The organism is Chelativorans sp. YIM 93263, from assembly GCF_028767125.1.
Lineage (GTDB): Bacteria > Pseudomonadota > Alphaproteobacteria > Rhizobiales > Rhizobiaceae > Chelativorans.
On the sequence record NZ_JAKCWP010000008.1, the window covers coordinates 53,837 to 77,515 of the forward strand.

Consider the following 23,679-nt stretch of genomic DNA (forward strand, 5'->3'; position numbering starts at 1 on the left):
TGTGCCGCAACATGCCTAGTCGCGAAGAGCGCTGAAGGGCAGGTCTGCTCTTTCGCGCTCGTCCATGGCCTTTATGGCGGGATGCGCCAGCGGGTCGCGACGCCAATGTTCCACATCGTCCGCGCGTTCCTCGATCGCCTGACGCTTGGCCATGTGGTTGCGCAGATAGCCGGAGAATCTCAACAAAAGCTTCATCATCGGAGTGTCTCCAGGGGTGTTATCCCAGAGGATCCTTCGCAATGAGCGATTTCTCAATGGAGATTGCCTGCTGTTTAGTCTAGAAAAACTATATGAAGAATCTCAGCAGCGTCCACCTTAACGGCCTGCGGGCGGCCGAGGCCGCGCTGCGGCTGGGCTTGCTCTCGGCGGCGGCGGATGAACTGGGCGTTACGGTCGGGGCGGTCAGTCAGCACATTATCCGGTGCGAGGAGCAACTCGGCCTCAGTCTGTTCGACCGTTCCGGGCGCGGAATGCACCCGACTGCTTTCGGCCGGCAGGTCGCCGGCTTGCTCAGCGAGGGCTTTGGCAAGTTGGATCAGGCCGTGGCTCTGTCGCGGCGACAGGCGGACACGGTTTTGACCATTTCGGTCGCGCCGGTGTTTGCGTCGAAATGGCTGGTGCCGCGTCTTTCACGCTTTTCCACGCTGCATCCGGAATTGCGGATGCGGCTCGATGCATCCATCGGGCTCGTCAACCTCGATACATCCGATGTCGATCTCGCGATCCGTGTCGGGGTAGGGGACTGGCCGGGTGTGAAGGCGGAATTCATCCTTGCACAGGAGGTCTTTCCGGTCTGCGCGCCGGCATTGGGGGAGCGGCTGAACAACCCGAATGATATTCTGACGGCTCCCATCGTGCGCGATGCAAACTCGAACATCAGCTGGAATGTCTGGCTTGCTCAGTTCGGTCTGGACGAATCCCAACTTCGCGATGGCAACAGCTTCACGGATGCCGCCCTGGCCCTCGATTCGGCCATTGCGGGACAGGGTGTGATGCTGGCCTGGCCCACACTGGCTCACGATGCGCTTGCGGCGGGCCTGCTGGTTCGCCCTTTCCAGGGCTTGGCGCGAACGGACTTCGGCTACTGGCTTGTGACGTCAAAGAACCGTTACGAGCCGAAAAAAGTAAAGGCGTTCAAGTCCTGGATTCGGCAGGAAGTCGCCGAAACCGCGGAAAAATACAAAACTTAATCCGTTTTCCTTGCCTGGTCGCGGCATTGATCCACATTTTGTGGTATGTTGTCAGGCCCTGACGATACGAAAGGAGGATCGACAATGAAGGAATTTCATTGCGGATCGCTCGTTCCTGGTTGCAACTGGCATACCCGGCACGAGGATGAGGCTGAAGTGACCCGTCGTGCCGTCGAACATATGCGTTCCGCCCACGGGGAGACGATCATTCGCAACAGCATGATCGAAGCAATCCGTTCGCGGATCACACACGCAAAGAATGCTGCATGAGCAGGCTTTTCCCTCCCTTTTCGGGAGGGAAGTCTTGCACCCTCAGTCGGCGCTCGGCAGCCGGCGCATTGTAAACTCAATGACATCGTCGGGGCGTTCGCACCAGCTTTCCACTTCTGTCCAGTAGGCTTGCTTGGGCCAGCGCTCCAGCCATTCCCGGGCTTTGGCGCGGGCCTCCTCGCGCGGCAGCGCGTATGTTTCGCGCAGGAAGCCGTCGCGCGGCAGGCGTTCACCGCCGCGAGCACGCGTCTTTTCGACGCTGCGCTTCAGGCTTTCGAACGGCGGCTTGGCGGGTGTACGCACGCAATGACTCCTTGACCCGACACCTGTAAAGTTAGGCAATGAAACGGGAAATTGCGAGTCGAATGTTCGTCACCCTACGTGGGGAATGCTGGAAGGATTTGGCATGGAACGTCCTGAACTGGAACCGGGGCTGCCCGAGGACATCGAAGACAAGAAGCAGACGGCGCGGGTGTGGTTCGAGGAACTGCGCGACTGGATTTGCACCGCGTTCGAGGAACTCGAGGATGAACTGGCCGGACCGCTTTCCGCCGAGCCCGCGGGGCGTTTCGAGCGCACGCCCTGGCAGCGCGACAAAGGTGCCGGTGGCGGCGGGATCATGTCGATGCTGCATGGCCGCGTTTTCGAGAAGGCGGGTGTGCATACCTCGACGGTTCACGGTGAGTTTTCGCCCGAGTTCCGAAAACAGATCCCGGGCGCCGAAGACGATCCGGGTTTCTGGGCGTCCGGCATATCGCTCATCGCCCATCCGCGAAATCCGAATGTTCCGGCCGTGCACATGAATACGCGCATGGTGGTCACGACGCGGCAATGGTTCGGCGGTGGTGCCGACCTGACCCCGGTGCTCGACCGCCGCCGCACACAGGAAGATCCCGACACGATCGCTTTCCACGACGCCATGCGGCGGGCCTGCGAGGCGCATGAAGCCGTTGCGGACTATGGCAAGTTCAAGGAGTGGTGCGACGCGTATTTCTTCCTGCCGCATCGAAACGAGTCGCGTGGCATCGGCGGCATCTTTTATGATTGGCTCAAGACACCCGAGGAAAAGGGCGGATGGCAGGCCGATTTCGACTTCACTCAGGATGTCGGACGGGCATTCATCAAGGTTTACGAGACGCTCGTGCGCCGAAACTTCAACACTGAGTGGTCGGATGCGGACCGCGAGGAGCAGCTTGTCCGGCGTGGACGCTATGCCGAGTTCAATCTGCTCTACGACCGCGGCACGATCTTCGGGCTGAAGACCGGCGGCAATGTCGATTCCATCCTTTCCAGCCTGCCTCCGGTGGCCAAGTGGCCGTGATAAGCTGCCAACAGCGCCGATTGCCCGTATCCTACGGCCTGAGCGTCGCCAGCTTCAGGCCGAAACCCAGGAAAACAGTGCCGGTGGCCGCTTTCAGCCAACGTTGCACATTCCCATTGCTTCCAAGTCTTTTCAGAAGCGCGAAAAGCAGTACGAGGCTGGAAAACCATACGACGTTCGCGAGAGCGTGGATCGTAACCATCACGAACCCCCACTTCATCGCATTCGCTTCCATGGGAATGAATTGCGGGAAGGCCGCGAGATAAAACATCGAGACCTTCGGATTCAGCGCATTGGTGAGGAAGCCTTCAACGACGGCTCGCGCAAGCGTCCGCCGCCTCTTGGCTGGTGTCGTCTGAGCCGGCGCGGCAACGCCTTTCCAAGCCTGCCACAGCGCTTTCAGGCCGATATAGCAAAGATAGCTCGCGCCCAGCATCTTGACGATGAAGAAAAGCTGCGCCGACTGCACGAGAATGAGCGAGATGCCGAGAATCGAGAGTGCCCCATGTATGTAAAACGAGGCGAAGAAGCCGGCTATGTTGGCGAAGCCCGCAGCCTTTCCGGACGTCGGTACCGTTTTCGCGATGAGAACGCCATTTGGCCCCGGCGAAATGACGAGCAACACGGCCACGAGGGCGAAGGCGGAAAGTTCAACAGGGGTCATCCGAGTTTCTCAGAAGGGCGGGCCCGGCATTGATGTGAAATGCGGCGACATGCACACTATCTTAGCGGGAACGCGCGTGTCGAGCTGAATCAGCCAGGGAGCCTTGCATGCTTCGCCCACCAGCCAAATCGGGATCATCTGCAGCGCCGCACACCGGAGTTGCCGAGCTCGACTACGAACTCGCCGGGGAAATGGCGGGTGCACTCGGCCGTGCGGGGCGCCGGGCGGAGGTGAGCCTCGCGCGCCTTGCCGCTTGTGATGATGTGGCAAGCGAACGAGAACGCCGGAAAGAGCTGCTTCAAGAAGCCGCCGAAGCCGTCCATGCTTATTTCATCCAACGAGAGCTTTGCGGCCTCAGACGTCATGACGATGTCATTCGTGGCCTTGCCATACCGCGCGCCGTGCTGGCTCGTCTTGGGGCCCGATAGTCATTCTGCTTCCCCCATTGTCTTTCCTGTTGAGCGCGGCTCTGCTGGTTCCCGCCTCTCTCTACCTCTTCCGGAAAGCGGAAGCCGGCGCGTTCGATGCGGGTTCACGCTCGTTCAGATGTGGACTTTGCGGCAGGCAGCGCGGATCTTTTGCATATCGCCCTAAACCTCCGTGTTAGCCTCGCAAAGAGCAGGCAGTGCAAAGGTCAGACGCTCGCGCCCCGTCACATGTGAGGGATTTAGCGAAGTTTTCCCCGCGACAATGTGCCCTGTCGGGTCGAGGGCGTCTGGACAAGTTTGACCGGTGCGCATAGAAACCATCGCCAATTGCTGGGGGAGTGTCGACCCGTTACAGGGGAATCGGCGGGCCGGTTTCGTTAGACTGCTCCCTTTTCGGCAGGCACAGGTAAAAGGACCGTAGTCCCGTGAGCGATATCGATTCGACCAAAACCCCGGAACCCAGTCGTCGCGACTTTCTCTATGTGGCAACCGGCATGGCCGGCGCCGTGGGGGCAGCCGGCGCCCTTTGGCCGTTTATCGACCAGTTCCGCCCCGACGCTTCGACGCGCGCGCTTGCCTCCATCCAGGTGGATGTCTCGGCGGTCGAGCCGGGCATGTCGATAACGGTGAAGTGGCGTGGCCAGCCCGTGTTCATCCGCAATCGGACCGAGGCGGAGATCGAGGCTGCGCAGGAAGTTCCGTTGGATGAACTGAAGGATCCGGTCGCACGTAACGATAATCTGCCGCCCGATTCACCGGCGAGCGATGTCGACCGTTCGGCCGGTGAGGGCCGGGAGAACTGGCTCGTCATGATCGGCATTTGCACGCATCTGGGCTGCGTGCCGCTCGGTACGGCGGGCGATTTCGGCGGCTGGTTCTGCCCCTGCCATGGCTCGCATTATGATACAGCGGGGCGCATCCGCACGGGACCCGCGCCGGAGAACATGGCCATTCCGGCCTATGAATTTATTTCCGACACGGTCATCCAGATCGGGTAGGGCAAGGGAGCGTATTATTCCATGAGCGGTGGACACTCGACCTACACACCCAAGAGCGGCATCGGGCGCTGGATGGATGCGCGCCTGCCTCTGCCGCGTCTTGTTTATGATTCCTTTGTTGCCTATCCGGTTCCGCGCAACCTGAATTATGCCTACACCTTTGGCGGCATTCTGACGTTGATGCTGGCGGTGCAGATCCTGACCGGCATTGTGCTGGCCATGCACTATGCGCCGAACACCGAGCTGGCGTTCGCGTCGGTCGAAAAGATCATGCGCGACGTCAATTCGGGCTGGTTGCTACGCTATCTCCATGCGAACGGCGCGTCCTTCTTCTTCGTGGCCGTGTATATCCATATTTTCCGTGGCCTCTATTACGGCTCCTACAAGGCGCCGCGCGAGCTTCTGTGGATCCTCGGCTGCATCATTTACCTGTTGATGATGGCGACCGCCTTCATGGGCTACGTTCTGCCCTGGGGACAGATGAGCTTCTGGGGCGCGACGGTTATCACCGGCTTCTTTACGGCGATCCCGCTGGTCGGCGAATGGGTCCAGCAGCTTCTGCTCGGTGGTTTCGCGGTCGACAACCCGACGCTTAACCGCTTCTTCTCGCTGCATTACCTTCTGCCCTTCATGATCGCGGGCGTGGTCGTGCTGCACATCTGGGCGCTGCATGTCACGGGCCAGACGAATCCGACGGGAATCGAGGTCAAACAGAAGACGGATACGGTGAATTTCACGCCCTACGCGACCATCAAGGATAGCTTCGCGATGGTGGTGTTCCTCTTCGTGTTCCTTTATTTTGTCTTCTACATTCCGGGATATCTCGGGCATGCGGATAACTCGATCGAGGCCAATCCGCTGCAGACTCCGGCGCACATCGTGCCCGAATGGTATTTCCTGCCGTTCTACGCGATCCTGCGTGCCATCACATTCAACATCGGACCGATCGACTCCAAACTCGGTGGCGTGCTGGCCATGTTCGGCTCGATCGCGGTGCTGTTCGTGGTGCCGTGGCTCGATACTTCGAAGGTGCGTTCGGCGGTTTACCGCCCCTGGTATAAGCTGTTCTTCTGGCTTTTCGTGGTCGACGCCATCTTCCTCGGCTGGCTCGGCTCCAAGCCGGCGGAGGGTGTCTACGTCATGTTGGCGCAGGCCTCGACGTTCTATTATTTCGCATTCTTCCTGATCATCATGCCGGTTCTCGGCCTCATCGAGACGCCGCGCCGACTGCCCAACTCGATTACCGAGGCGGTTCTGGAAAAGAACAAGGGTGAGGCTCCGGCCAGCGCCCAGGCCCGTGAAGGTTGAGCGATGCGCAAAGGGATTTCGGAAATGAAGATGTTTCTCCATGGTCTGGCAGCGCTCGGCCTCGGGTTCAGTCTGGCCACGTCCGCCAGCGCCGCGGAATATCCGCTGCACGAGCCCGAGGAACTGAGTTGGAGCTTTTCCGGGCCGTTCGGCACCTATGACAAGGGGCAGCTTCAGCGCGGCTTCAAGGTTTATCGCCAGGTGTGTTCGTCCTGCCATGGGCTCAATCTGGTGGCCTTCCGCACGCTGGAGGACCTCGGCTACTCGGAAGAGCAGGTGCGCGCGATCGCCGAGGAGTACGACATCGAGGACGGCCCGGACGAGGCGGGTGATATGTTCTTGCGGTCCGGCACGCCGTCCGACTACTTCCCTGCGCCGTTCGACAATCCAGAGCAGGCCGCCGCTTCGAACAATGGCGCGGTGCCGCCCGATTTCTCACTGCTGGCAAAAGCCCGTGCGGTCGAGCGTGGCTTTCCCACTTTTGTTTTTGATATCTTCACGCAGTACGCAGAAAGCGGTGTCGACTACATTCATGCGCTGCTGACCGGCTATGAGGACCCGCCCGAAGGGGTGGAGGTGCCGGAGGGCACCTACTACAACCCGTATTTCATCAACGGCATATCGCTGGCCATGGCGCCACCGCTGTCCGACGGGATGGTTCCTTATGAGGACGGCAGCCCGGAAACGGTGGAACAATACTCACGTGACGTTTCCGCTTTCATGATGTGGGCGGCAGAGCCCCATCTGGAACAGCGCAAGGCGACGGGCTTTACCGTAATGCTCTTTCTCATCCTGTTCGGTGGGTTGGTGTACCTGACCAAGCGCAAGGTCTGGTCGGAACTGCACTGAAAAGTGTTGAAACGGACGCTGTGAACTCAAGGGCGCTGGTAAGGCGCCCTTTTCATTGCACAGGATACCCGGCACAAGGAAGAAAACAGGACGATTGGAAATGAAACCGTCGCTCGAAGATACGCTCCGCGCCGCCATCCGCACCATTCCCGATTATCCGAAACCGGGAATTCTGTTTCGCGACATCACGACTCTTCTGGGAGATGCGGGAGCGTTCCGCCGCGCGGTGGACGAACTCGTCCATCCCCACGCCGGCAACAAGGTCGACAAGATCGCCGGGATAGAGGCGCGGGGGTTCATCCTCGGCGGTGCGATAGCGCATCAGCTTTCGGCGGGCTTCATTCCGATCCGCAAGAAAGGCAAGCTACCGCACAAGACGGTTCGCATCGCCTATAGCCTGGAGTACGGGCTGGACGAGATGGAAATACACAGCGACGCCGTCACGCCCGGAGAAGAGGTCATCCTTGTCGACGATCTGATTGCAACCGGCGGGACGGCCGAGGGGGCGGTGAAGCTTCTGCGGCAAATGGGTGCCGAGATCGTCTCCGCCTGCTTCGTGATCGACCTGCCGGATCTCGGCGGCCGTGCGAAGCTGGAGGCGCTGGGTGTCGATGTACGGACGCTGATCGCTTTCGAGGGCGACTGACGCCGTTATTCGGTTTTCACCAGCACCGCGTTATCGAATGTGAGCACGACCTGCTCATCCTGGTTGAATGCGCCAGCGTTCAGTGACAGCAGCCGCCAGCCCGGCCGCGATGTGAGGGCGCGGTGGGAGATGGTCTTGCGGGTAAAGGTAATGGTGTCTCCAGCGTAGACGGGCTTTGTCCACTTCAGGTTGGAGAACCCGGGTGACGGGCCGAATTCCGGTCGCGGGCCAGGGCCATCCCACACAGAAGGTGTGGCTCGCTCCATCTCTGCCTGATTGTATCTCATCCACATGGCGCAGGTATGCCAGCCGGAGGCGCAAAGCCGGCCGAACACGCTGTTCTCGGCAGCAGTTTCGTCGGTGTGAAAAGGCTGCGGATCGTATTTTTGCGCAAAACGCTTGATCTCGTCCGCCGTGAAGGCGTGACTGCCAAGCGTAACTGTCTCGCCGATGCGGAAAAAAGTGTCCAGAGTCACGCCGGGGCTCCGTTCTCGCGCAGGCGGAAGAGGATCGGGTTTTCGATATCCATCACCGCCTCTCCACGCTGGTTGCTTACTCGATGGCGGAAGGTCACGAGCCCCATGCCAGGTCTCGATTTCAATGGCCGGCGCGCCAGTACGGTCGAGCGCCCCGACAGCGTATCGCCGGCCAGAACAGGCCGTTTCCAGCGCAACTCGTTGATGCCAGGCGACCCTTGGGAGGTGGAGTCGAGAATGAAGGCCTCGCACATCATACGCATGAAGACTGCGGCCGTGTGCCAGCCCGACGCCGCCAGTCCGCCGAGCAGGCTCGCGCCTCCTGCCTCTTCGTCCAGATGCATGGGCTGGGGATCGAAGGCCGAAGCGAATTCGACGATCTCCTCCTTCGTAACCGTGTGCAATCCGAGATCGATGACCGTGCCTTCGGTCAGATCCTCATAGGCCCAGCGCTTTTCCGTCATGGATGCAAACTATCCCAAGTTTCACCTGCTGATTTCGTTACATGAAACCGCGCCATAAAAAAGCACCGGATGCGGCGCGCGCCCCGGGGCGGGCGGTCTTAGCTCTACCGCTACGTTCGACGTTCAGACGTTGAACTTGAACAGCACCACGTCGCCGTCCGCGACGACGTATTCCTTGCCCTCGTCGCGTGCCTTACCCGCATCGCGGGCGGCAGTCTCACCGCCCAGCTCCACGAAATCCTCATACGCGATTGTCTGCGCGCGTATAAAACCGCGTTCGAAATCCGTATGGATGACACCTGCGGCCTGTGGAGCTTTTGAACCTTTTTTCACGGTCCAGGCTCGCGTCTCCTTCGGCCCGGCTGTAAAGAAGGTGATGAGGTTGAGCAGCTCGTATCCGGCACGGATCAGCCGATCCAGGCCCGGTTCGGTCAACCCCATGGCCTCCAGATACTCCTCCGCTTCCTCATCGGCGAGCTGCGCCACCTCTGCCTCGATCGCCGCCGAGATTGTGACGGTGACCGCACCTTGTTCCCGGGCCATTTCTTCCACGGCCTTGCTGTGCGCATTGCCCTCGGCCGCGTCGCTCTCGGCGACGTTACAGACATAAAGAACGGGCTTCGATGTGATCAGGTTGAGAGAATGGAGGATGCGCTGCTGTTCGGCATCGAGCTCGTCGCGGATCAGGCGCACCGGCTTGCCTTCCTGCAGAAGCGCCAGCGCCTTTTCCATTACCGGCAGAATGGCAACGGCCTCCTTGTCCTTGCCCGTGGCGCGCTTTCGCGTCTGCACGGCGCGCCGGTCAAGGCTCTCCAGGTCAGCGAGCATCAGCTCCGTGTCGACTGTCTCCGCGTCGGCAACGGGGTCGATCCGCCCCTCGACATGCGTGATATCGCCGTCCTCGAAGCAACGCAGGACATGCACGATCGCATCCACCTCCCGTATATTGGCCAGAAACTGGTTGCCCAGCCCTTCGCCCTTCGATGCGCCGCGTACCAGCCCGGCGATGTCCACGAAGGAAATGCGCGTGGGAATGATCTCCTTGGACTTGGCGATTTCGGCAATCCTGTCCAACCGCGGGTCCGGCACGGCGACTTCGCCCGTATTCGGCTCTATCGTGCAGAAGGGGTAATTTGCAGCCTGTGCGGCGGCCGTTTTCGTCAGCGCGTTGAAAAGCGTCGACTTGCCGACGTTGGGCAGGCCGACAATCCCGCATTTAAAACCCATTTATGCTTGTCCTGCGATCCTGAAAATCTTGGTTGGTGGGGCTATGCGTGAAGGCGTGGTGATCGTCAAGCCCTGCAGCCATGGCTGGCGTAATACCCAAGGGGGTAACGATTAAACGGTCCTGTTCCACCCGCAGGGCCGGGCTCTTGCGCGCCGTTGCGGCGTTGCGCCGCGCTTATGAAAAGGCATTAAGGGGCGCGGGGCGTGCCTTGCCACAACACGCGGTACCTCCCAGTCACGACAGGGCCATCCAGCAAAGATAGATCGCCGCACCGATGAAAGCCAGGCCGATCAGGACCAGCAAACCATCCTCGGTGACCATAGCCAGGCCGAAGAGCGAAACCGCCGCCGCGGCGACGCTTACGGAGAAAGGCACCATCTCGAAAGCAGGCGCGAACAACACCATGACACTGCTGATCAGGGCCGGCACGATGCGGAATGGCCACCCGACGAGAAAGACGAGCCTGCGGTGCGTCACCCGGTCTATCAGGCGTGCGGGCTTATGCAGATACGCCATGGCGTTGTCGAGCCGTTCCTTGCTGACAGTGCGGTTGCGAAGGAAAGCCGGGAGCCAGAGACTTTTCCGGCGCAAGACGATCTGGATCGCGATCAGGGAGATCAGAAGTGAGCCGATACTCGGCATCCCCGGTATGCCACTTAACGGCGATACAAGAATGAGGGCAGGGACCAGAAGAAGGGGCCCGAAGGCACCCGTGCCGATCTCATCCATGACATCGGCGATCGCAACCCTGCCGTCCTCTCCCGCGTGTTCCACGCGGTCTATGACAGAGCGTACATCTTTCGGTCCAGTGCGATTGTTCATGACGCCATCCTCTCGCGAGCAGAACGCCGATCGGCGGAAATGGCTCCCGGAAATGTGCGTGACGGTTAACCGCTTTAAAGTCGGGTTTTACCGGCGCCGGGGGCGCAACAATCTTGAATGCTAGCTCGCATTTCGGGCGTTAGTCTTTGTTGCCGAAGAGCTTCTTCAGCATGGCGGCCATAGGCCCGCTCGCCTGGGGTGGCGCAGCGTGTTTCGAGCGTGCCTGGCGGATGTGGCTCTGGCCCTTGGCGGCTGGCTTGTCCGGCTTTGGCTGTACGCCTTCGGCCTTGCCTTTCGTTGCAAGGCTCACGCGGTTCATGAAACCAGCGTCGTCCGCCTCGGCGAGCATGGGCATGTTGTCTGCAATCACGTCCAAGAGCGGCTCCAGCCATTGCTGGTCAGCTTTGGCGAAATCACCGAGTACATGGGCGGTCACGCGGGCTTTATCTCCCGGATGGCCGATCCCGATGCGCACGCGGCGATAGTCGGTTCCGCAATGGGCGTTGATGGACTTGATCCCGTTGTGCCCGCCATGGCCGCCGCCCCGCTTTATGCGCAGCTTGCCCGGTGCCAGGTCCAGCTCGTCATAGAGCACGATGAGATCGTTGGGCGTGAGCTTGTAAAAGCGCATGGCCTCCCCGACCGCCTGGCCGGAGTTGTTCATAAAGGTCTGCGGCTTGATCAGCAGGGCCTTGTCGCTGCCCAGCCGGCCCTCGGAGACGAGGGCGCTGAACTTCTTCGTCCAGGGTGAAAAGGAATGGCGGCGAGCGATCGCGTCCGCCGCCATGAAACCGACGTTGTGCCGGTGGCTTGCATATTGCCGGCCGGGATTGCCGAGCCCTGCAATGAGCAGCATGAATATTCGCCTTTCGGGCGGGCGGGACTACTCCTCGTCGCCGCCTTTCGCCTCTTCTTCTCCGGCCTCTTCCGCCTCGGCCGCTTCCGCTCCTTCTTCCTCCTCGGCCTTCAGGCCGGCAGGTGCGGCAACGGTGGCGATCGTGAAGTCACGGTCGGTGATGGTCGGCTTCACGCCCTCGGGCAGCTTGACCGCCGAGATGTGCACCGAGTCGCCAATCTCGAGGCCGGCGAGTTCCACTTCGATGTACTCGGGGATCGCCGTTGCCGGGCACTCGAACTCCACCTCGTGGCGCACGACGTTCAGGACGCCGCCACGCTTGATGCCCGGCGATTCCTCTTCGTTGATGAAGTGAACCGGCACGTTCACCGTCACCACCGAACCCTTGCCGATGCGCAGGAAATCGACATGCATGAGGAAGTCACGCACGGGATCGAGTTGATAATCCCTTGGCAGGACCTGGATCTTCTCCCCGTTCACGTCGATCGTGGCCAGCGTGGTCATGAAGCCACCGCTGTGGATACGATGGAACACCTCCTTGTAGGGAAGTGTGATGGACAGGGGCTCTTTCTTGTCGCCATAAATGATGGCGGGAATCTTGCCGTTGCGCCGAATTGCCCGGGCGGACCCCTTACCGACCCGTTCGCGCGCCTCGGCCTTCAGAACATCGGTCTGCTGGCTCATGGGCTTTCCTTTCGCGTTTTGGAGCGTTTCCAGGCGGCAGTGCCTTCTCCGGAAACGTGAAAGCCGCCCGCCGGTAGCGTGCGACCCTCATCCGCGCTGCCTCCAAGGGTGTCCGCGCGGACGCGCGTCTATAGCCGATGGTGCTCGCGAGTGCAAGACGGGCGGGACGCTGAGCCCGCCTCCCGCCAAGATTGGGGCTAGTTGAAAAGGCTGGAGACGGATTTCTCCGACGCTGTGCGTGAAATCGCCTCGCCGATCAGGTCCGCGATGCCGATGACGCGCACGTTCGGTGCGGCTTCGACCGCCGAGGTGGCCTGGATGGAATCGGTGATGACGAGTTCTTTCAGCTTGGAGCTGGTGATCCGCGCCACCGCTCCGCCGGAGAGAACCCCGTGGGTAATGTAGGCGGTCACGCTGGTCGCGCCGTTTTCCAGCAGCGCATCTGCGGCGTTGCACAACGTCCCGCCCGAATCGACGATGTCGTCGATCAGAAGGCAGTTGCGGCCCTTCACGTCGCCGATGATGTTCATCACCTCCGACTCTCCAGGGCGGTCGCGGCGCTTGTCAACGATAGCGAGCGGCGCGTCGATGCGTTTCGCGAGTGAGCGCGCGCGGACCACGCCGCCGACATCCGGCGAGACGACCATTACGTTTGAAAGCTTATAATGGGCCTTCACATCCCGCGCCATGACGGGCGCGGCATAGAGGTTATCCGTCGGGATATCGAAAAAGCCCTGGATCTGGCCGGCGTGCAGATCCAGCGTCAGAACACGGTCGGCGCCCGCCTGCGTGATCAGGTTGGCGACCAGCTTGGCCGAGATCGGGGTGCGGCCCGAGGTGCGCCGGTCTTGCCGTGCATAGCCGAAATACGGAAGAACCGCCGTGATGCGCCGCGCCGAGGAGCGGCGGAAGGCGTCGATCATGATGAGCAGTTCCATCAGGTGATCGTTGGCCGGATAGGAGGTCGATTGCAGAATGAAAACGTCCTCACCGCGGACATTTTCCTGGATTTCGGCAAAAATCTCCTGATCGGCGAATCGTCGGACCGTGGCCTTTCCAAGTGGAATGTTCAGGTATCCGGTGATGGACTCTGCCAACACCCGGTTCGAATTCCCCGCGAAGAGCTTCATGGAGTGACCCCGGCAACCGCCTCGACATCTGCTCGGGCTTTTAGCCCTGTAGAAAATGAATGCAAGGGAGGCTGGCGAAAAAGTCGCATATTGGTGAACGGAGTTGTGAAAATATGACGGAAACCGCGAGGCACACTGCTTCCTCTAACCGTCATGCCTGATTTTGAGAGAGCCAGGTGGTCAATTCCTCTAGCGTTTGGTCGGCGATGGTTTCCATGGTCTCGGCCGAAACCGAGGACCAGCCTTCGGCCGCGCCCGCCGGTGTGTTCTCGCGGCCCTGGATACGGTGCAGGCGGTTACCGGAAGTGTCCTGCACGTCCCACACATAGATCACCGACGTGTTTCCACCATCGGTAAAGGCGGAAAAATATCCGGTCAGATTGTAGGAGTCGCTTTCCTTCTGCGGGACCACGGTCAGACCGTATCGCGTCGCGGTCTGTTGCAACCTGCTCGAGAGGGGAGTGACCGCATTTTCCGGCGCGCCGATAATCGGAGCGAAATGGATACGCGCATCAGCGGTCAAGTTCGCGGTCGCCGGCGTGTTCGCGCCTGCCGTGCCGGAGGCACCATTGCGCCCGTCCGTTCCGGTTGCGCATCCGCCGAGTGTCATGGCCAGAACGACAACGCCGATTGCTGTGGTTATGCGCCCCATTCTCTCATTCTCCCACGGTCGTTGTCCGCAGCTTGTCCCGCCTTGCGGCTCATTTAACGATCAAATCGAGGCCGTGGCGAGACAGCGGTTCCGGATCCGATTCGGTGGTCAGATATGTGCGGCCAAGGCACATGGCATTGCCCGTTTCCGAATCCATGATGATCATGTGCGCGAACAGCGTCATGTCCGGTGCGATCGGCTCCGGATTACCGGTGTAGAACATCGGCGGGTCCATCCACGATGGTGCGAAACGGGCGCCCAGGGAGTAGCCGCACGCATTCAGGCGGTGCTTGGTGAGCCCATGTGTCTCCATCACGCGCGCATGGGCATCGAACACATCACCGAAGGTGTTGCCGGGCACCATTGCCTTTTCACAGGCGGTAAGCGCCGCGCGGGCTGCGTCGAACAGTTCCTGGTGCCTCTTGGACACTTTGCCTGTCAGCACGGTCTGCATCATGGCCACGTGATAGCGGTGGTAGACGCCTGCCCATTCCAGCGTGAGTTGATCGTTTTTCGTCAGCTTTCGGCGTCCTGCCTTGTAGCGGCACAGAAGGGCGTCGGCGCCCGAGCCGATGACGAATTCATTGGCGGGATAATCACCGCCTCCTGCAAGAACGGCGCTCTGCATTGCCGCCAGAATCTTGGCCTCGTCGCCCCCCTGCTTGATCAGGGGCAGGGCGGCGTCGAACGCCTCGTCCGCCAGCTTTGCCGCTCTTCTCACTTTCTGGATCTCGGCCGGGCTCTTGAAAAGCCGCAGGTGCGGCACGAGATCGGAAGTGTCCTCTATTTTCCCGAATGTCTGGAGTTGCTCGTCCAGCATACGGCCGCTCTTAGCGGTCAGACCGTGCGTGTCGTACTCGACACCGATGCGCATGCCCAGAAGATCGAGATCGTTCAGTAGATTGCGCAGGTCCGCGGCCGGGTTCGCATTGTGCCTGTCGCTCCACAGGACAATATTCTCTATGACCGAGGTATGGCGCGCCTGGCGCATATCGGCCGAGCGCGTAAGCAGCACCATGCTTCCGTCTGCCTTCACCACCAGGCATTGGAAGAAGCAGAAGCCGAACGTATCGAATCCGGTCAGCCAGTACATGCTCTCCTGCGCGAAGAGCAGCAGTGCGTCCAGTTTACGTTCCGACATCTCGATGAGCAGCCGGTCGCGTCGGGCGTCGAATTCCGCACGGTCGAAGTGAAGCGCCATTACCTCTCCTCCAGGCAGATCGCCGAAATCTGGCGTCCATAGTCTTTTTCGCCGCGATGTGTGGAACGGCGGTAGGAAAAAAAGCTCGCATCATCCGCATAGGTGCAGCGATCGAGCGCCTCAGCTCTCACCCCGGCGCGAAGCAGCCGGTCAAGCGTATACAATCTCAGATCAAAAAACGCATGCCCTTGTTTTCCGGAAGGCCGAAAATAACGTGAATTATCGGCGTCGGCTTTTTCGAAACGCTCAACGAATTCCGGCCCGACCTCATAGTTTTGCTGGCTTATTGAAGGGCCTAGCACGGCCAGGATCCGCTCACGGCGGGCGTCGAGGCGCTCCATCGCCGCAATCGTGTTTTCCAGCACGCCGGTCAGCGCACCCTTCCAGCCCGCGTGGGCCGCGCCGACCACCTGGGCCTGCGGATCGGCAAAGAGGATCGGACCGCAATCGGCGGCCAGAACACCAAGCGCAAGGCCGGGTTTCCGGGTCACCAACGCGTCAGCCTTGGGGCGCTTGTCTCCAAAAGGCACTTCCACAACCAGCACGTCGGCCGAGTGATGCTGATGGAGGGTGACGAGGTGGTCTTCGGGAACGCCCATCCACATCGTGACACGGTGGCGATTCTCCCGCACGGCATCAGCAGAATCGTCGGAACCGAGTCCCACATTCAGCCCAGCATAGATGCCCTTCGAAACGCCGCCCGCCCGCGTGAAAAAACCGTGCCGGATGCCGCTTGCGCGCGCCTGATCGAGAAGGGGGGACCGGAGCGGATCCGGCCTGGTCTTATCCAGCATGCGCTGCCTTCTGCTCTGCCCAAGTGGTGGCGGATCGTGATGCAGTGCCCACTGCAAGTCAATCCGCAAGGGTGAAGGGTGGCACCGTAACTGTGGAAGGCGTGACGGCCAGGGCCTTGAAAAGCGTGCCCATTTCTTCCGGCCCGGCGAGCCGCTCCACCTCGCCGCTGATGCGTTCCTGCTCGTTCGGAGTTTTGCCGGCGCCCAGCCGGCCCGCCCGCTCCAGCAGGCCGAGACCCAGCAGGAAATCGCCCTGCGGCATTACCCGCGCGGCGAGGCCGTGGCCGCGGGCTGTCTTGCCGAGCGCGGAAAAATCCACATGCGCCGTCAGGTCCGCCTCGCCGGGATGCGCCAGCACGTCGTCGGAGGTGTGGCGGCGCAGCGCCTGGAGCGTATCGCCGAGTGCCGGCGTTGCGTAACCGTAATCGATGAAGAGGCCGGCACCGTCCGTCCGTGCCAAGCGTTCGGCGATGATGTCCATGAGTGCCGTACGCGCGGGGGAGAGCTCGACGATCGCGCCAACCGGCGCATTGTCCGTATTGGCCGGCAACAGCGCCGGGTCCGGCGCGCCTGCGCCGGCCAAGAAGGTCAGTTCCCCGCCGCTTTCGCCCACCACCCGTTCCCGCCATCCGCTCCCGGTCTTCACGTATTGGCGGATGGGAAGAGCATCGAAAAGCTCGTTGCCGATTATGAAGAGCGCCCCTTCCGGCAGGTCCTTCACATCCGAATACCACTCGAGCGAAGCTTCCGTGCCCGCCAGTGTTTTTCTTTGCACGTCCACCAGGCGGCTGCTCGTCTCGATCAGAGCAAAGCGCTGCCCTGAAAGGAAGCCCGCGTCGAAGCGGCCAAGCGTGCGCAACATGTCCTTCATCAGAGTGCCGCGGCCGGGGCCGATCTCGGCGATGACGGCGCGCCTTGGCGCCCCGCAGGCTCGCCAGGCGGCGTAGATCCAGGCCGCTACAAGCTCGCCGAACATCTGGCTGATCTCCGGCGCGGTCGTGAAATCGCCGCCGCGGCCGAAAGGTTCGCGCGTCGTGTAGTAACCGTGCTCGGGATCGAACAGGCAGATCGCCATATAGTCGGCCACGCTCATGGGACCGGCGGCCTCGACCAGCCTGAGAATCTTGTCTTTGAGCGCAGTCATGAGGTCTGTTGCGCGACCGCCGGTTTTTGTGCGGTCGCCATGGCCCAGATGCCAATCAGCACCATGGGCAGGGAGAGCACCATGCCCATCGTCAGCCAGCCGCCGAAGAGATAGCCGATATGCGCGTCCGGCTCGCGGAAGAACTCGACGAAGATGCGCGCCAGCCCGTAACCACAGATAAAGGCACCGCCGATGAAGCGGGGAGTCTTCAGTTTCAGGCGGCGATGAACAAGGAACATCAGGACGATGAAAAGCACGAGCCCTTCCAACGCGGCTTCGTAAAGCTGGCTCGGGTGGCGCGGCAGCGGCCCGCCATTGGGAAAGATCATGGCCCATGGCACGTCCGACGTCCGGCCCCACAGCTCGGAATTGACGAAGTTGGCGATTCGCACAAGCCCGATTCCCACCGGAGCGGTGACGGCGATCGTGTCGATCATGCTCCAGGCATTGATGCCGCGCGAGCGGGCGAAAAGGATCATGGCAACAACGGTGCCCAGCATGCCGCCGTGAAACGACATGCCGCCCTGCCAGACGGCGAGAATGTCCAGCGGGTTCTCCAGATAGCGCGGGAGGTCGTAAAAAAGTATGTAACCGAGCCGGCCGCCCAGAATGACGCCGACTGCGGCCCAGACCACGAAATCATCAAGATCCGTCGGCTTCATGGGCGGCGTGTTGTGTGCCCACAGCCGTTCGTTGCCGACCAGCCGCTTGGCGTACCACCAGGCGAACAGGATACCGACGATATAGCCCAGCCCGTACCAGTGGATTGCCAGCGGGCCGATCTGAAAAATGACCGGATCGATTTGGGGGAAGGGAATGGCTGACAGGGGCAGGAGAAGATAGTCGCTCATTCTTGCCTTCCGTCTCTCAGAAAATTGGCCGCAGGATATGCGCGAGCATTGCGGCACGGTCAAGACAGTGGGATATTGCTTGCATTCGCCAGTAGCCGGACCTACCTCCGGGATTGCAATGTGAGGCAGCGAGATGACTAACGGCACTAACCGGATTCTTGACGAATTTGCCAAGGTAATGACCGATGCGGCGGGCGCCGCTCAGGGCGTAAGGCGGGAATTCGAGACGCTGTTCCGCTCTCAGGCGGAGCGGATGCTCAATTCGATGGACTTGGTCCAGCGGGAAGACTTCGAAGCCGTGCGCGATATGGCGGTGAAGGCGCGCGAGGAAAATGCCGCTCTCCAGGCGCGAATCGCATCCCTCGAAGAGAAGCTCGCCGGCACTGCGGGCAAGAGCGGGGCCGCCAGCAAGACCAAGACGGCCGCGAGCGAGAAAAAATAATTTCAACGCGGCTTGGCCGTGGATATCTGGAAAAATCCTGCGCCGAGAGTCGGTTAGACATTTCGGCTGTAGTTGCCGGGCGGCGACTATCCACATGAGGAGTGCCCTTTTGGAAAAAAAGGGTGGCCACGCGTTCGCTGATCAATAGACTGAATTTACTGCATGATTCGAAGGCGGGTCGTGCTTCGGGCTGGGGCGGGCCCGTTCTGGTTTCGCGTCTTCCTCGCTCCGCTCAGTTTCAAAAAGCGGTTGAAGTAGTCGTGCCACGTGTACCAGGGGTAAGAGCGCGGTGCGCTCTGGAAAACGGGATAACGGATTTTATGAGCCTTCTTGAACTCGACATATCACGCGATGCGCATCCGGTGGATGTCATCGAGCATGTCGCACATTCGAATGACTGGACATTCGAGCGCAGCAGCGATGACGAGATTGCGGTCTCGGTCGCCGGCGGATGGACGGACTACAACGTCTCCTTCTCCTGGATGGAGGAGTTCGAGGCGCTGCATGTCGCCTGCGCATTCAACCTCAAAGTGCCCGAAAAGCGGGCGATGGAGGTCATGCGCCTTCTTTCGCTCGTGAACGAGCAGATGCTGTTCGGCCACTTCGATTTTTGGGACCGCGAGGGCGTCGTCATGTTCCGCCAGTCTCTGGTGCTCGCTGGCGGCCTCGAGCCGACGGGCCAGCAGGTGGAGGTAATGCTCCACAGCGCGCTTGAGGCCTGCGAGTGCTATTATCAGGCCTTCCAGTACGTCATCTGGTCGGGCACCTCGGCGCAGGACGCGCTGAATGCGGTCCTTTTCGAGACGTTCGGAACCGCCTGAGGCCGCCGATGTCGCAGGATATTTCGCCTGAAACCTCCTTTGCGGACTTCCAGAAGGTCGATATCCGCGTGGGAACCGTCGTCGAGGCCGAGCCCTATCCGGAGGCGCGCAAGCCCTCGATCAAGCTGAAAATCGATTTCGGCCCCGAGGTGGGCATCAAGAAATCCTCGGCGCAGATCACCGAGCACTATACAACCGAAGGGCTGGTTGGCCGGCAGGTTATGGCCGTGGTCAACTTTCCGCCGCGTCAGATCGGCAAGTTCCTTTCGGAAGTGCTGACGCTTGGCTTTGCCGACGAATCGGGCGCCGTTGTCTTGGCGGCGGTGGACAAGAAAGTCCCCGACGGCAGCCGGTTGCACTGAGCACTTACGTTTAGATCGAGAGGCCCCGCCAGGGCGGGGAGGTCGTTCTCTTTAAATCACTGCGTCCGCAGGTGGGGCAGTGGTGGAACTCCAGCGTGCCGTCGCCCCAAACATATGCAATCGTCTTTCCCGCCCCCTCGACAAAGGAAACCTGTCTCGGGTGGTAATAAATCCACCGGGTCCCCAGCCGCCGGCAGACCGAACAGTTGCACGAGGTCTGCCAGCGCGGCTCTTCGGGGAGGGCGATCTCGACGGCTCCGCAATGGCAACTGGCTCTGAGCATCGCTTTTAGTACACCTCCCGCTCGTCCTGGTTGACGAATATCAGCACACCCAGGATGGCCGTGTAAAACATGAACGCAGCGTCTTGCCCATTCCAGGTATCGGACTGCCACATCAGAAACCACTCGCCGCCTACCACCATAAACCCGAAGAACCAGACGAGAAAGCCGACCGTCGCGCCCGCAATCGTCCAGCTTTTCGCGTCATCGAAGTCGGCTGCGGAATGCTTGCGTGCGGCGAACATCCTCAATCCGCCGACCAGGAGCAGGATGAAGGTCAGGCCTTCACCGGCAATGATAATCCAGTACGCTCCGTGCCATAGGGACGGCGTCGTGATCGCTCGGTACATGGCCTTATTGCTAGGAAAGGTTGTATCCATGCTCAGCACGTGTTTGACGAACTCGAAATTCGACCCGTAATCGGTGATATTGTTGAACGTGACCATGAAGGCGAAAGCCGCCAGCGCGAGCGTCATGAGGACTTTTGCGTAGCGTGCGGTCATCGTTTCTCTCCGTTCGGCAGTCGGCTAATTTGCCTGCCAACAATGCAAGTATATGCGACTCAGGGTTGTATAGGTTATAGCAAAGGTTGGAGGAATTGACATGGACACCGTTGCGGAGTTCACGCAAAGCGCACGGGACCATGCCGCCAGGACCGGCATTCTGGAGCGGCTGCGGACCTTCAGCCCCGATGCGCGCATTGTCACGGGTGATCTGATCGAGTTCGCCGGAGATGGCGGAACCGAAACCTTTGTGGTCTATGCGCGCCGGCTTCGGGTGCGGCCGGATGGCCGGCAAACGCTCGCCTTCGTGCTCGACTATCCGCCGCGGCATCCGCGGCCATGAGCCTGATTACGCGGGGATGCGGATGATGACGCGCAGGCCTCCCAACGGGCTGTCGTCGAGGACGATATCGCCGCCGTGCCCTCGGGCGATGTCACGTGCGATGGAGAGGCCAAGCCCGGTGCCGCTTTCGTCCTGATTGCGGGCCTGGTCCAGACGCACAAAGGGCTTGAAAACATCCTCCCGCTGCTCCGCGGGAACTCCGGACCCATTGTCGTCAACGGTGATAATCAGAACGCCCCCGCCATGCCGTGCCTCGATGATGATGCGCGAGGCATAGCGGAAGCTGTTCCCGACGATATTGCTGATCATACGCGAAAACGCATTCGGACGGACCAGGATTTTAGGGTCGCCGTTCAGCGACGCCTTGAAGTTGCAGCCGCGGAGTTCGGCCTCTTCTTCGAGCTTCTCAAAACAGGCGGCGAGGTCGAGCTCGCCCTGTTCCTCCGTGGCTTCACCGCGTGCAAAGGCCAGATAGTCCTCCAGCATCGAGCGCATTTCCTCGATGTCCTGGTCCAATGCCTCCCTGTCTTCCTTGGTGCTGGCTACGGCCAATTGCAGCTTGAAGCGCGTGATGATGGTCCGCAGATCGTGGCTGATGCCGGTCAGCATGGCGGTGCGCTGCTCGATCTGGCGCTCGATTCGCGCGCGCATCTGCAAGAACGCTGTGCCGGCGCGGCGCACTTCTTCCGCGCCGCGCGGGCGGAAGTCGCTTGGTGTCGGTTGTCCCTTGCCGAAGCTCTCCGCTGCCTCGGCCAACTGCAGGATAGGCCGGATCTGGTTGCGCAGAAACGCGACGGCAATTGTAATCAGCACCAGGGAGGTGCCCACCATCCACAGAAGGAATATGTGTGTGTTCGAAGCATAGGCCTGGCTCCGTCGGGCAAAAACGCGAAGAACACCATTGTCGATCTGTATGCGGATTTCGATGATGTTGGAGTTTCCGACCGTGTCCAGCCAGAAGGGGCGGCTGATCTGTCGCGTGATTTCTTCGCCGAGCGTCTGGTCCAGAATCGAGAAGAATGGCTTCGGCCCCGGCGGTGGCAGCGGCTCCGCCGGCTCGATGCTGATCCTGAGAGCAAGCCGCTCCTGCGCGATCCGTATGATCTCCTCCTGCGAGACATCGGTTGTCTCGATCAGGTCGATGATGGCCGAGATGTCGCGCGTCAGGGCTTCGGAGAGCCGCTGTGTCACCGTCTGCCAGTGGCGTTCCATGAAGACGAAGGCGACAACGGATTGCAGCAGGATCATCGGAGCGATGACGATGATGAGAGAACGCGCGTAAAGCCGCTTGGGCATGTAGTGAGAGACAATACGCCCGAAGCGGCGCCAGCCACGGCGAAGCGCCGGCGTCGCCCGTTGCAGCTTCTCGCTTCCGCCGATCCGGATATCGTATTTCGTCATGCGCCTTCCGCCCGTTCGCACCGCTCTAAAGCGACGGTTACTGTAGAGGGTCGGGCGTCTTACTGAAACCGTCCGCCGTGGCGCTATTCAACGCTCAGCTTGTAGCCGATACCGCGGACCGTTTGAAGCCAGAGCGGATTCGATGGATCGCGCTCTATCTTGCGCCGCAATCGGTTGATCTGCACGTCGATCGTGCGTTCGCCCACATCCGAATCCGTGCCCACCAGTTCGTGGCGAGCGATGGTTTCGCCGGCGCGCTCGGCGAAAATCGCCATGATCTCGCGTTCACGGTCGGTCAGCTTGAGCAACTTGCCGCCTTGCTTCAGCTCTCGCCTGGGGATCTGGAATGTGTAGGGGCCGAAAACCACCTGCTCCAGCTTCGGAGTGGTCTGTTGCCCGCCACGGCGCAGAATGTTGTTCACCCGCAAAAGCAGTTCGCGCGGATCGAACGGCTTGGGCAGGTAGTCGTCGGCGCCGGCTTCGAGTCCGGTCACCCGGCTTTCCGTTTCGGAAAGCGCCGTGAGGAGGAGAATCGGGGTTTCTTTCGTTTTGCGCAAACTTTGCGTCAGCGTCACGCCGTCTTCCCCCGGCATCATGATATCCAGGATGAGAAGATCGAAATCCAGTCCGCGCAATTTGCGCCGGGCTTCCTCCGCATCGCCGGCGATGCTGACCCTGAAGCCGTTTTCGCGCAGATAGCGGTCCAGCAATGTGCGGATACGCGTGTCGTCGTCTACGACAAGAAGATGGGGGGCGTCGTCAGGCAGAACGGTCCCGCCGATCGCGGCAACCTGGCTTTCGTTCATTCGTCGCGTCCTCCGTCGAACGAGTGGCCGTACTTCGAGCGTGACCGGTCAAACTGGGTCCGCAGTTCCGCGTTCACCATGCTCTTCAGAAAGCGCTCGATCACTCTACGATCGTCAATATCAGCTTCCTCAAGTGCCGCATGGATGCGGCGGGACTGTGGCATGGCCAGCGCCAGCGCCAGCTCGTGGCCCTTGTTTGTAGCATACAATTCACGCTGTCGTCTGTCTCGCGGTCCCTGAACCTGCATGATATAGCCGCCGTCCACGAGCTGCTTGAGCACGCGGGCAAGGCTCTGCTTGGTGATGCGCAACACTTCCAGAAGCTCGGCCACCGTCAAGCCGGGTCGGCGATTGACGAAGTGAAGCACCCGGTGATGTGCCCGGCCAAAGCCGTAGCGCCCCAGAATCTCATCCGGATCCGAGGTGAAGTCGCGATAGGCGAAAAACAGCAGCTCTATCAACGCGAAGTCGATGTCTTCCGCATCGCGATGTGCTTCGGGCTGCCCGCTCGGCGTCATGGGGCTTCTTGTCCTTCTTTCTACGTGCGCAAATTTATGTCAGCTTTATTGACATAATTAGGCGAGGCTGATAATTTTTGACAAGCTTTCAGTTATCTGGCGAACAAAAAAGCATCCTGGAAGCCTTTTTCGGGAACTTCCGATAAGCTATTTGCATAGGTCGGGGTACACCGGTTTCATTGATGTGTGCTTAGTACGGGATGTTCGGGTATCGAGCCCGCAGGAGA

At 60.6% G+C, this 23,679-nt stretch carries 32 protein-coding genes; 12 read left to right on the forward strand and 20 right to left on the reverse strand.

The window, feature by feature from the left end:
* Positions 1–15: 15 nt before the first annotated feature.
* The gene (locus LY631_RS15740) at positions 16–198 is read right to left on the reverse strand and encodes a hypothetical protein (RefSeq protein WP_274426539.1); all 183 of its coding nucleotides are present in this window, start codon (positions 196–198) and stop codon (positions 16–18) included.
* Between the two features lie 92 nt (positions 199–290).
* On the opposite strand from LY631_RS15740, the gene LY631_RS15745 reads away from it, so the two are divergent.
* Complete coding sequence (locus LY631_RS15745; RefSeq protein ID WP_274426540.1) at positions 291–1,190, forward strand: LysR substrate-binding domain-containing protein; 900 nt, start codon at positions 291–293, stop codon at positions 1,188–1,190.
* 84 nt (positions 1,191–1,274) lie between these two features.
* Positions 1,275–1,460 carry a DUF1059 domain-containing protein gene (locus tag LY631_RS15750; protein ID WP_274426541.1) on the forward strand — a complete coding sequence of 62 codons (186 nt, stop codon included), beginning with the start codon at positions 1,275–1,277 and terminating at the stop codon, positions 1,458–1,460.
* Between the two features lie 42 nt (positions 1,461–1,502).
* Here the strand turns inward: LY631_RS15750 and LY631_RS15755 are convergent, their stop codons facing one another.
* A complete protein-coding gene (locus LY631_RS15755; protein WP_274426542.1) occupies positions 1,503–1,763 on the reverse strand; it encodes a hypothetical protein in 261 nt (86 codons plus the stop codon).
* Positions 1,764–1,866: 103 nt separating this feature from the next.
* Between LY631_RS15755 and hemF the strand changes: the two genes are divergently transcribed.
* Positions 1,867–2,781 (forward strand): oxygen-dependent coproporphyrinogen oxidase, encoded by a 915-nt coding sequence (hemF, locus tag LY631_RS15760; protein WP_274426543.1) that lies wholly within the window; start codon positions 1,867–1,869, stop codon positions 2,779–2,781.
* A 31-nt stretch (positions 2,782–2,812) separates the two neighbouring features.
* Here hemF and LY631_RS15765 read toward each other — a convergent pair whose 3' ends face one another.
* Positions 2,813–3,445, reverse strand: a complete 633-nt coding sequence (locus LY631_RS15765; protein WP_274426544.1) for a LysE family translocator — start codon at positions 3,443–3,445, stop codon at positions 2,813–2,815.
* 107 nt (positions 3,446–3,552) lie between these two features.
* On the opposite strand from LY631_RS15765, the gene LY631_RS15770 reads away from it, so the two are divergent.
* The 5 genes from LY631_RS15770 to LY631_RS15790 all read left to right on the forward strand — a co-directional run bounded on the left by LY631_RS15770 (position 3,553) and on the right by LY631_RS15790 (position 7,674).
* The gene (locus LY631_RS15770) at positions 3,553–3,873 is read left to right on the forward strand and encodes a DUF6665 family protein (protein WP_274426545.1); all 321 of its coding nucleotides are present in this window, start codon (positions 3,553–3,555) and stop codon (positions 3,871–3,873) included.
* A 425-nt stretch (positions 3,874–4,298) separates the two neighbouring features.
* On the forward strand, positions 4,299–4,871 hold the full coding sequence (gene petA / locus LY631_RS15775) for a ubiquinol-cytochrome c reductase iron-sulfur subunit (RefSeq protein ID WP_445082900.1): 573 nt from the start codon (positions 4,299–4,301) through the stop codon (positions 4,869–4,871).
* 21 nt (positions 4,872–4,892) lie between these two features.
* Positions 4,893–6,179 (forward strand): cytochrome b, encoded by a 1,287-nt coding sequence (locus tag LY631_RS15780; protein ID WP_274426546.1) that lies wholly within the window; start codon positions 4,893–4,895, stop codon positions 6,177–6,179.
* Positions 6,180–6,203: 24 nt separating this feature from the next.
* Positions 6,204–7,028, forward strand: coding sequence for a cytochrome c1 (locus LY631_RS15785; RefSeq protein ID WP_274426547.1), 825 nt, complete (start codon positions 6,204–6,206; stop codon positions 7,026–7,028).
* Between the two features lie 100 nt (positions 7,029–7,128).
* Positions 7,129–7,674, forward strand: coding sequence for an adenine phosphoribosyltransferase (locus LY631_RS15790; protein ID WP_274426548.1), 546 nt, complete (start codon positions 7,129–7,131; stop codon positions 7,672–7,674).
* 5 nt (positions 7,675–7,679) lie between these two features.
* Here the strand turns inward: LY631_RS15790 and LY631_RS15795 are convergent, their stop codons facing one another.
* From LY631_RS15795 to lgt, 12 genes are all read right to left on the reverse strand, one after another.
* Positions 7,680–8,150 carry a MaoC family dehydratase gene (locus tag LY631_RS15795; RefSeq protein WP_274426549.1) on the reverse strand — a complete coding sequence of 157 codons (471 nt, stop codon included), beginning with the start codon at positions 8,148–8,150 and terminating at the stop codon, positions 7,680–7,682.
* Positions 8,147–8,614, reverse strand: coding sequence for a MaoC family dehydratase (locus LY631_RS15800; RefSeq protein WP_274426550.1), 468 nt, complete (start codon positions 8,612–8,614; stop codon positions 8,147–8,149). The genes LY631_RS15795 and LY631_RS15800 overlap by 4 nt, the downstream gene beginning before the upstream one ends.
* 123 nt (positions 8,615–8,737) lie before the next feature.
* On the reverse strand, positions 8,738–9,841 hold the full coding sequence (gene ychF / locus LY631_RS15805; protein ID WP_274426551.1) for a redox-regulated ATPase YchF: 1,104 nt from the start codon (positions 9,839–9,841) through the stop codon (positions 8,738–8,740).
* Positions 9,842–10,076: 235 nt separating this feature from the next.
* Positions 10,077–10,664, reverse strand: a complete 588-nt coding sequence (locus LY631_RS15810; protein WP_274426552.1) for an exopolysaccharide biosynthesis protein — start codon at positions 10,662–10,664, stop codon at positions 10,077–10,079.
* A gap of 139 nt (positions 10,665–10,803) precedes the next feature.
* The gene (gene pth, locus LY631_RS15815) at positions 10,804–11,520 is read right to left on the reverse strand and encodes an aminoacyl-tRNA hydrolase (RefSeq protein ID WP_274426553.1); all 717 of its coding nucleotides are present in this window, start codon (positions 11,518–11,520) and stop codon (positions 10,804–10,806) included.
* A gap of 27 nt (positions 11,521–11,547) precedes the next feature.
* Complete coding sequence (locus LY631_RS15820) at positions 11,548–12,204, reverse strand: 50S ribosomal protein L25/general stress protein Ctc (RefSeq protein WP_274426554.1); 657 nt, start codon at positions 12,202–12,204, stop codon at positions 11,548–11,550.
* 197 nt (positions 12,205–12,401) lie between these two features.
* A complete protein-coding gene (locus LY631_RS15825; RefSeq protein WP_274426555.1) occupies positions 12,402–13,334 on the reverse strand; it encodes a ribose-phosphate pyrophosphokinase in 933 nt (310 codons plus the stop codon).
* 151 nt (positions 13,335–13,485) lie between these two features.
* Positions 13,486–13,986, reverse strand: coding sequence for a hypothetical protein (locus tag LY631_RS15830; RefSeq protein ID WP_274426556.1), 501 nt, complete (start codon positions 13,984–13,986; stop codon positions 13,486–13,488).
* 49 nt (positions 13,987–14,035) lie between these two features.
* On the reverse strand, positions 14,036–15,187 hold the full coding sequence (locus LY631_RS15835; protein ID WP_274426557.1) for a M24 family metallopeptidase: 1,152 nt from the start codon (positions 15,185–15,187) through the stop codon (positions 14,036–14,038).
* Positions 15,187–15,981: a peptidoglycan editing factor PgeF gene (gene pgeF, locus LY631_RS15840; protein ID WP_274426558.1), complete on the reverse strand. Its 795-nt coding sequence runs from the start codon at positions 15,979–15,981 to the stop codon at positions 15,187–15,189. The genes LY631_RS15835 and pgeF overlap by 1 nt, the downstream gene beginning before the upstream one ends.
* A 58-nt stretch (positions 15,982–16,039) precedes the next feature.
* A complete protein-coding gene (locus LY631_RS15845) occupies positions 16,040–17,125 on the reverse strand; it encodes a class I SAM-dependent methyltransferase (RefSeq protein WP_274426559.1) in 1,086 nt (361 codons plus the stop codon).
* Positions 17,122–17,976, reverse strand: coding sequence for a prolipoprotein diacylglyceryl transferase (gene lgt, locus LY631_RS15850; RefSeq protein ID WP_274426560.1), 855 nt, complete (start codon positions 17,974–17,976; stop codon positions 17,122–17,124). Before lgt ends, LY631_RS15845 begins: the two co-directional genes overlap by 4 nt.
* 133 nt (positions 17,977–18,109) lie before the next feature.
* On the opposite strand from lgt, the gene LY631_RS15855 reads away from it, so the two are divergent.
* From LY631_RS15855 to LY631_RS15865, 3 genes are all read left to right on the forward strand, one after another.
* Positions 18,110–18,418: an accessory factor UbiK family protein gene (locus tag LY631_RS15855; protein ID WP_274426561.1), complete on the forward strand. Its 309-nt coding sequence runs from the start codon at positions 18,110–18,112 to the stop codon at positions 18,416–18,418.
* A gap of 320 nt (positions 18,419–18,738) precedes the next feature.
* On the forward strand, positions 18,739–19,239 hold the full coding sequence (locus LY631_RS15860) for a YbjN domain-containing protein (protein WP_274426562.1): 501 nt from the start codon (positions 18,739–18,741) through the stop codon (positions 19,237–19,239).
* An 8-nt stretch (positions 19,240–19,247) separates the two neighbouring features.
* Positions 19,248–19,601: a tRNA-binding protein gene (locus LY631_RS15865; protein WP_274426563.1), complete on the forward strand. Its 354-nt coding sequence runs from the start codon at positions 19,248–19,250 to the stop codon at positions 19,599–19,601.
* 10 nt (positions 19,602–19,611) lie between these two features.
* Here LY631_RS15865 and LY631_RS20520 read toward each other — a convergent pair whose 3' ends face one another.
* The gene (locus LY631_RS20520) at positions 19,612–19,884 is read right to left on the reverse strand and encodes a GFA family protein (protein WP_445082901.1); all 273 of its coding nucleotides are present in this window, start codon (positions 19,882–19,884) and stop codon (positions 19,612–19,614) included.
* 5 nt (positions 19,885–19,889) lie between these two features.
* Positions 19,890–20,384, reverse strand: a complete 495-nt coding sequence (locus LY631_RS15870; protein ID WP_274426564.1) for a DUF2165 family protein — start codon at positions 20,382–20,384, stop codon at positions 19,890–19,892.
* 100 nt (positions 20,385–20,484) lie between these two features.
* On the opposite strand from LY631_RS15870, the gene LY631_RS15875 reads away from it, so the two are divergent.
* Entirely contained in the window at positions 20,485–20,727 is a 243-nt protein-coding gene (locus tag LY631_RS15875; RefSeq protein WP_274426565.1) for a hypothetical protein, read from the forward strand.
* 6 nt (positions 20,728–20,733) lie between these two features.
* Here LY631_RS15875 and LY631_RS15880 read toward each other — a convergent pair whose 3' ends face one another.
* The 3 genes from LY631_RS15880 to LY631_RS15890 all read right to left on the reverse strand — a co-directional run bounded on the left by LY631_RS15880 (position 20,734) and on the right by LY631_RS15890 (position 23,452).
* Positions 20,734–22,128, reverse strand: coding sequence for an ATP-binding protein (locus LY631_RS15880; protein WP_274426566.1), 1,395 nt, complete (start codon positions 22,126–22,128; stop codon positions 20,734–20,736).
* Between the two features lie 83 nt (positions 22,129–22,211).
* The gene (locus LY631_RS15885) at positions 22,212–22,934 is read right to left on the reverse strand and encodes a response regulator (RefSeq protein ID WP_274426567.1); all 723 of its coding nucleotides are present in this window, start codon (positions 22,932–22,934) and stop codon (positions 22,212–22,214) included.
* On the reverse strand, positions 22,931–23,452 hold the full coding sequence (locus LY631_RS15890) for a MarR family winged helix-turn-helix transcriptional regulator (RefSeq protein WP_274426568.1): 522 nt from the start codon (positions 23,450–23,452) through the stop codon (positions 22,931–22,933). Before LY631_RS15890 ends, LY631_RS15885 begins: the two co-directional genes overlap by 4 nt.
* Between the last annotated feature and the right edge of the window lie 227 nt (positions 23,453–23,679).